This is a genomic window from Bradyrhizobium sp. P2_E8 (assembly GCF_056403875.1).
The window spans coordinates 1-6,972 of sequence record NZ_JBFUES010000347.1 but is presented as its reverse complement, the minus strand read 5'-3'; the positions used below and the strand labels follow the sequence as shown (position 1 = coordinate 6,972).

At 57.2% G+C, this 6,972-nt stretch carries 5 protein-coding genes and 1 pseudogene; 3 read left to right on the top strand and 3 right to left on the bottom strand.

Going from position 1 to position 6,972, the window contains the following annotated elements; genetic code table 11:
* Positions 1-868: LysR substrate-binding domain-containing protein (locus AC1D00_RS19890; RefSeq protein WP_477011830.1), on the top strand; the 868-nt coding region annotated here is incomplete at its 5' end.
* 396 nt (positions 869-1,264) lie between these two features.
* On the opposite strand, the pseudogene AC1D00_RS19885 reads toward AC1D00_RS19890, so the two are convergent.
* Positions 1,265-1,886, bottom strand: a pseudogene (locus tag AC1D00_RS19885) (NHL repeat-containing protein); the annotation flags it as partial.
* An 808-nt stretch (positions 1,887-2,694) separates the two neighbouring features.
* Between AC1D00_RS19885 and AC1D00_RS19880 the strand changes: the two are divergent.
* A complete protein-coding gene (locus AC1D00_RS19880; RefSeq protein ID WP_477011829.1) occupies positions 2,695-3,666 on the top strand; it encodes a zinc-dependent alcohol dehydrogenase family protein in 972 nt (323 codons plus the stop codon).
* A 306-nt stretch (positions 3,667-3,972) separates the two neighbouring features.
* On the opposite strand, the gene AC1D00_RS19875 is transcribed toward AC1D00_RS19880, so the two are convergent.
* Complete coding sequence (locus AC1D00_RS19875; RefSeq protein WP_477011832.1) at positions 3,973-4,533, bottom strand: transporter substrate-binding domain-containing protein; 561 nt, start codon at positions 4,531-4,533, stop codon at positions 3,973-3,975.
* A gap of 429 nt (positions 4,534-4,962) precedes the next feature.
* On the opposite strand from AC1D00_RS19875, the gene AC1D00_RS19870 reads away from it, so the two are divergent.
* Positions 4,963-6,120, top strand: coding sequence for an enolase C-terminal domain-like protein (locus AC1D00_RS19870; RefSeq protein ID WP_477011831.1), 1,158 nt, complete (start codon positions 4,963-4,965; stop codon positions 6,118-6,120).
* 203 nt (positions 6,121-6,323) lie between these two features.
* On the opposite strand, the gene AC1D00_RS19865 is transcribed toward AC1D00_RS19870, so the two are convergent.
* Positions 6,324-6,707 carry a hypothetical protein gene (locus AC1D00_RS19865; RefSeq protein WP_477011833.1) on the bottom strand — a complete coding sequence of 128 codons (384 nt, stop codon included), beginning with the start codon at positions 6,705-6,707 and terminating at the stop codon, positions 6,324-6,326.
* Positions 6,708-6,972: the final 265 nt, after the last annotated feature.

The window sequence follows — 6,972 nt, the reverse complement described above, 5'->3', positions numbered from 1 at the left end:
TCACGGCTCGGTGAAGGCGGCCTCCGGACGGCTCTATCTTGGGTCTTCAGGAATAAGCATGGCCATCCAGCGACTCCGCGCCATCACGTCCGATCCCCTTTTCATCAGAGGCAAACGAGGCTTGGAGCCGACCCATTTTGCGCAAAGTCTGTACGAGCGTGTCAGTCCAGCGTTGGTGATGATCGGCGAGGCAATGAGCCCAAAGACCTTCGATCCTGCAGAAGCGACCGGGAAGCTTCGCCTTGCTCTATCTGAGGATCTGGAAATCGTGCTCACACCAGTCTTGACGCAGCTGCTCGCTCAGATTGCGCCAGGCCTCAGGCTCGCTGTCCGGCACGCCGACCACAAACGTGCTGCCGCGCTCCTGGACGACGATGTCGTTGACATTGTAGTGAGCGCAAGACCTTCGGCGGTCGATTCGAGGCATATTTGCGAGGATCTCTTGCAGGAAACGTTTGTAGTCCTGAGCGCCGCCAATTTCTTCAAACCAAGCCAGCCGATTTCACTACAGGAATATGTGTCGGTGGGGCATGCGCTCGTCTCCGCAACCGGCAGTATGCGGGGCCTGATCGATGTAGCTCTCGCAGAATTGGGCCTAAGCCGGGCCGTAAGAGTTGTGACTGAGAGCTTTGCTGCCCTTCCATTCCTGCTTCGATCCGGGAGCTTGATCGCGAACGTGCCGCGGACGGCTGGCGCGGCGCTCGCCGGYGCTCACGGGCTGAGCATGCACGAATTGCCTTTCGATGGGCCCTCCTTTGCTATCGCGATGACATCGCGGGTCGGCGACGAGCGGAATGCTGCGATACAGTGGATGCGGCAACTGGTTCGCGAACAACTGGACGCTGCGGGAAAAGGGCAGCCAAACTGAAGCATAGCAAGCAACTTGCTGCTGCTGGATTCTTGCCTCAGCCGGGAGCAGTGTGCCGAGATCAGGGCGCTCACGTGCACGTCGGGCGGCGGCGGCGACACCATCAATAGATTTGAAAGTAGGAGGCCGATTGTCGTGTACTGAGATTGCCGCTCTGAGCCATTCTGAGGCGCCTTGCGGGCTATCTCCATAGCACGGCTTAATGAACGTCGCCGTTCTACTGAGAAACGCGTCATCGCACCGCGCCATACATTTCTAGCGAAATGCACCCGCGCTCCGCCACAGCAGTCGCCGCAGTCACGGGAGAGGGAAACACGTAGTCTCAGGACTTGCCCCTTGGCGACCTGCGCTTGGAACCGGCGACGGTGCCACGGCACGCCCCTGAGCAGAAATGTGCTTGCGTACAACTCGTACCTTTCTGCTCCCGGYGCTTTCGCGGAAAAACGAATGGCCGCCTTCAGAGTCAACACCGCACGCGGCGCTTGGCGGCAGCATCTACCGTTTGCAAGACCTTTCCCGATTGGTGATCGATAAACCGCAGATCGCTATCATAACCATCCCAAGCGGCATGCCACAACTCGCCGCGGACCCATGTCACGCCAGTGACAAAGCTTTTTGACTCTATGGTTCGGAGGATTGCTCCTGTCTCGGGATTGACCTGAAGGATCTTCCGCTGCCTGCATTGTCCGACCCAGAGCGACCCTTCCGCCCAGGCAAGCCTAGAGTCTTCCTCGCCACCGGGCATCGGAATCGTTGCCACTACCTGGCACGTCTACGGATCGAGCTTCTGGATGCGATCCTTGGCCATTTGGTAAAGGAATTTACCGTCAAAGGCGGTTCCCGCACGTGCCAGCACATCGATCGATCGCAGAACCTTCCCGCTGTTCGGACCGAACGCGTCCAGCCCGCGCCCCGAGTCAAACCGGACGCGCTCACCATCGAAGGACACGCCCTGCATTGCGTCGATGGCTGGAAAGGGACCGAATCTATGGATGATTTCAGCTGATGATCGCTTCATGACGCCATTGTTAGCTACTTGGCAGCAGAGTGGGGAGTAACATTGAAGTCGGGAAGAAGGTTTTGCGCGGACGGACTGATCCCGCCTCGAGCCCCGGAAAACGCTGGCCGGCGCGTACTATCTGCTGCCTTAGCACCCGCTGCTTAAGGCTATTGCTGAGCGCGCCCCCTCACGCCGCCCAATGCTTCGTCGGATTCGAAGCCGTTGCGTCGCCAATCGCCAGGGGAGCTTTCGGTTGCTCGAGCGTCTCGTTCAGCTCAACGTGGGCGGGGGCGAACCTAAGCGCGGGGCGTTCCATTGCAATGCGTTCAACGGATGATGGCCGTGATCGATGTCCCGATCAGAATCGCGTCACATTTGTTACTCCCGCGGTTTAATATCGCTATGTTAGTTCATGGGCGGAAGACGAGTGATCGGCAGCAGCTGAGACTCGTGAACTGGTCTAATTCGGAGCTGAGACTGGCGTGGATCATCGACTGAGAACGAGCGGTTGGGCGGACGGCTTAGAATCGATGGCCGCCTGCCTTTAGCTGTGTGCGCAGAGGACAGCCCTCGTGCAGCCGCTCCGTCAGAAAAAATAGACACCGGGATCGTGACGCCGCGGTGCTGACCGCGGTGAACCGGCACATGCCGAGACGAATATGGGCTGGACAGACAGCCGGTGCGGTCAGTCTGCTGTGAATTCAGCATCTGTAAAATCGATCGAGCAGGTCAATGGAGTGGTCCTTGCCCCGTCTAGCGACGGAGCATCGGGGCAGATTAGAAGGGGATGTTGATGAGGTCGGTTAGGCTAAAGGCGCCGGGAGGCTTGGACAATCTGAAATTGATTGAGGAAGATCATCCAAAACCTAGGCGAGGTGAGTTGCTTGTCAGGATTCGTGCCTGCTCGCTAAATCTCCGAGATGATTTTATGGTTCAGGGGAGAATGCCTTGCGCAGATGGCCGCGTTCCGCTGTCTGATGGTGCTGGAGACGTGATCGCTATCGGGGAAGATGTCGAGGAGTTCAAGGTCGGGGACGCCGTCGTCAGCACTTTCTATCCCCATTGGCTGGCAGGCCAGATGACCTCGCTTATCAAGCGGGATATTCCAGGAGAGACCATCGACGGCTTTGCTCGCGACTACGTGTGTATGCCCGCGCACGCGTTTACGAAGGCACCTGGAAGCTACACGCATGTAGAGGCGGCGACGCTTACATGTGCGGGCGTCACCGCCTGGAGAGGCCTGGTGGTATGCGGTCAGGTGAAGCCTGGTGATACGGTGCTGGTGCTTGGCGCGGGCAGTGTATCCCTGTTCGCACTAAAATTCGCGAAAGCTGCGGGAGCCCGAGTGATTGCTACGTCTTCTTCAGATGAGAGGTTGGAAAAACTCAAGAGATTAGGTGCGGACACCCTCATCAATTATAAAGCGGTGCCGGATTGGGGCCGGAAAGCAAAGGACTTGACGGAGGGACGCGGTGTCGATCATGTGATTGAGGTCGGCGGGCCCGGCACGTTGGCGCAGTCAATTGCGGCCTGCAGGACGGGCGGGCATGTCGCCCTGATCGGCATTTTGACTGGCTTCGCGGGCGAGTTGGTGATCCCAGCCGTGTTTTCGAACCAGATCCGGATCAGCGGGATCTCCATCGGCAGCAGAACGGATCAGGAGGACATGATCCGTTCGATAACTGCCAATCGCTTGCACCCGGTTGTCGACCGGAGTTTTCCGCTCAATGAGATCGCAGCTGCTTTCCGATACCACGAAGCCCAGAAGTATTTCGGAAAGGTTTGCCTTGAACTGTAGGATGCGGACTCATTGATGCGCAGCCACAGCTCAGATCGATGCAAGTTGGTGAGCGAAACGAAATGATCCATGTTCGGCATCGTATTGAATGGCGCTTGCGGTCTCAAGATCACTGCGGCTGCTTTGCAACAGAGCGACTTCGGGCGCCCTAGTTGCCAAAGCAAGCTGTTAAAAGAAAATCCGTAGCTCCTGCCGGAAATCAATTGAACTAACGCAGGGCCGGCGTGGCGACCGCGGACCGTCCCGGCAGGATCTTATTCAATCGGCGTGAGCTTCAAGTCGCGCTTAAGGTTGTATTCGGTATTTTCAATCGCGCCCATAGAAAGGCGAGCTCCCCGAGCGCTCCATCTCGACGAGAATGTCGTTGATTTTGCTCAGCAACGCGGGCTCGTTCCGCTGCACAGCCAATGCATTTTTCCCAGGATGCGGCTTCGTCCAACGGCCTAATCTCGCATTTCGACGCATTGACAGCGACCGTCCCGGTTGCGGCGAATGCAACGACCTTATCCTGCTGAAGAGCCAAAAAAAGCCGGCGCCGAAGTCATCATACGTATCGATAGTTGGGCTAGAAACTGACCGTCGAAGCGCCGCTTCGGATGTACTCAATCTCGCCGCTGTCACATTCATTCCCTCCAGATCCGAAAACCTTACGAACCCGGAATTCGCTTTTACCCTTACCCGAACCGGAACTTGAGTGTGGCAATGCGAGTACGCGATCTGAGTGGCACGCTCTTTCGTCCAGCTCAATTGCGCGGAGAGAATGTCTACGCGACCCGAGCTCAGCTGGGCAATTCGCGCTTCGACAGCGAGCGGCTTAATCTCAATAGCGACTTTCAAGTGCCTTGCGAAATCGGCACATACATCAATATCGAATTGCGTGCGCCTGTTCGAAAGCCAACGGGCAGAGCCGACTCATCACGGGCAGACAAGCGTCCCCCGCGACATGATATCATCGTATCGATCGGCGCGGGCCGAGCGGGTTTGCAATACAATCAGCGCCGAGACCGTCGTCAGGGTCCGGGAGAAAGTGATCATCGCATGTCCCCGTTCCAGGATGCATTTGATTGAACGGCGGAGACAACCGCGGGGCCGAACTGTCGTCCAATTGAATGCCGTTACACTGACAAGTGAATGCGCCAACTTCACCGGACCATTGTGCCTGTGAATTGACAAATTCAATAATCTGATTTGACGATGAGCGGATTTCATTCTGCAATTCGCCACAGTCCGCCTAACGTTTAGGCGCTAGAAGAGGCCTCGCGCTGGGATAGAGGGCAGGGGAATCAGTTGAAGATCGTGAACATTTTGAAGAAGACCGTACCCATCTCTCGGTTCAAAGACTTGTCTGTCCCCTCGGGTGGCCTGACGACAACACTGGTTGCCGTGGTGACAGACGTCCGCCGCGACGGTGAGCCGGTCGTTGGATTCGGATTCTCGTCCATTGGGCGCTTCGGCCAGCAAGGTTTGATCGAGGAGCGATTCGCGCCGCGCCTTCTGGAAGCGAAGGCAGCGGATCTTGTGAGCAAATCAGGCGATAACATCGACCCGTTTCAAGCTTGGAAGGTTTTGATGCGAGGCGAGAAGCCTGGAGGGCACGGTGAACGATGCGTGGCTGTTGGGACGCTCGACATGGCGTTGTGGGATCTCGCCGCCAAAATCGCGGACGTGCCACTTTACCGGCTTCTTGCTCCCTACGGGCCGAAGGTAGCGGCAACAACGGTCAAGACTTACTCGGGTGGTGGCTACTACTACCCCCAAAATGATATCAGCCGTCTAGTGGACGAAGTGCAAAGTACACTTGATCTTGGATATACGGATATCAAAATCAAAATTGGCGGCGTCCCGCTCGCTCAGGATTTGAAACGGCTCGACGCCATTTTGAAGGTAATGCCTAACCCGCAGAACATTGCGGTCGACGCCATGAACTCGTATAGCCGAGCGGAAGCACTTGATGCGGCAAAAGCGCTCGCACCACTTCGTCTTCGTTGGTTCGAAGACATTTGCGATCCGCTGGATTTCGCGACGTTGGCTGAAGTGATTGGAGAATACGATGGGCCTGTTGGCGCGGGCGAGGCCCTCTTTTCTGTGACAGAGGCCAAACTGCTAGCCGACTACGGCGGAATTCGTAACAGCAGGGATATTCTGCTGTTTGATCCGGTGCATTGTTACGGTCTGCCCGGCTACTTGCAGATAATAGCGGAGTTCGAGGCCCGCGGCTGGGGCCGCGATCGGTTCTGGCCCCATGGCGGACACCTCTTTGCTTTGCATCTTGTTCAGGGGCTCGGTTTGGGCGGTGCCGAAGTCAATCCCCTCTGTTTCCAGCCGTTCGGAGGACTCGCTGACGATTCGTCTGTTGTCAACGGAATAACGCGCGCACCACAGTTGCCGGGCATCGGTTTCGAAGGCCGAACTGCCACCCAGCAAGCCTTCGCAAGCTTGCTTCGTGCTGCCTGAGAACATTTCGTCGTGAAGACGTCTACATCGACCACTGCTTCTGCGAATTAGCGGCCCCAAGCGCCACGTTATTCTCGTCAGAGACGCGGGTGTTGGATGAATGTAGGTTCGCATCAGCTGCTGAAGGGGACGTGAGAACTTTCGTGCCGGACAGCCGGACGGCAAGCGACCGCTGTGGGTTGTCTATCCGGAGTTTTACGATCTTAGTCGAGAAGGATATCCGCTTCCTCGGCCACGTACGAGGCATGCCTAAAGTCGCGGATCGTGACGATTTTGCCCGCCGACCAGCCCAGCAAGATGAAATACTTCGGCTTTGAGCCGGGGCCAGTGGGATCGAACACCAAGATGGCCGGCTGGCTTTCGACGAGACCGGGTACGAGACGCCAATCATTGATCTTCGAGTAGTTGCTGAAATGGCCTGACACCTCAGCCTTGCCGCTCAATTGCTTCCTGTTTACAAGATCGAGTTTGACTTCCTCGGGCGAACACAATCCGGATCGAATCGAAATCCGGCGCATTGAAATGGTCAACATAGTTGGCGAGGCGTGCGTGATCAGCTGGCGATAGATGGGGACGAGGCGCCTCATCGGGTTCCTCGGCGAGTTCGCGCAGCCGCGAGCGTGCGCGATGCAAGGCGCTCTTCACTGCAGGAAGGCTAGAACCCATGACATGGCAGGCCTCCAGAAGGGAGCAGCCGAGCACGTCCATCAGGATGACGCTTGCGCGTTGGGCGGCGCAGTACCCCTGCTAGGTTGCGCGTGCTCGACGGACACCTCGATTATGAGTCTCGCCGCGCCGAAGGCGCGGATGCGTCAGGCCGCTTTGGGAATCTTGCCCCTCTCTCGTCTAAAG

Bases quoted from the DNA above. Each gene is read 5' to 3' on its own strand.
- AC1D00_RS19865 (WP_477011833.1), bottom strand. From the start codon at position 6,707: ATGAGGCGCCTCGTCCCCATCTATCGCCAGCTGATCACGCACGCCTCG.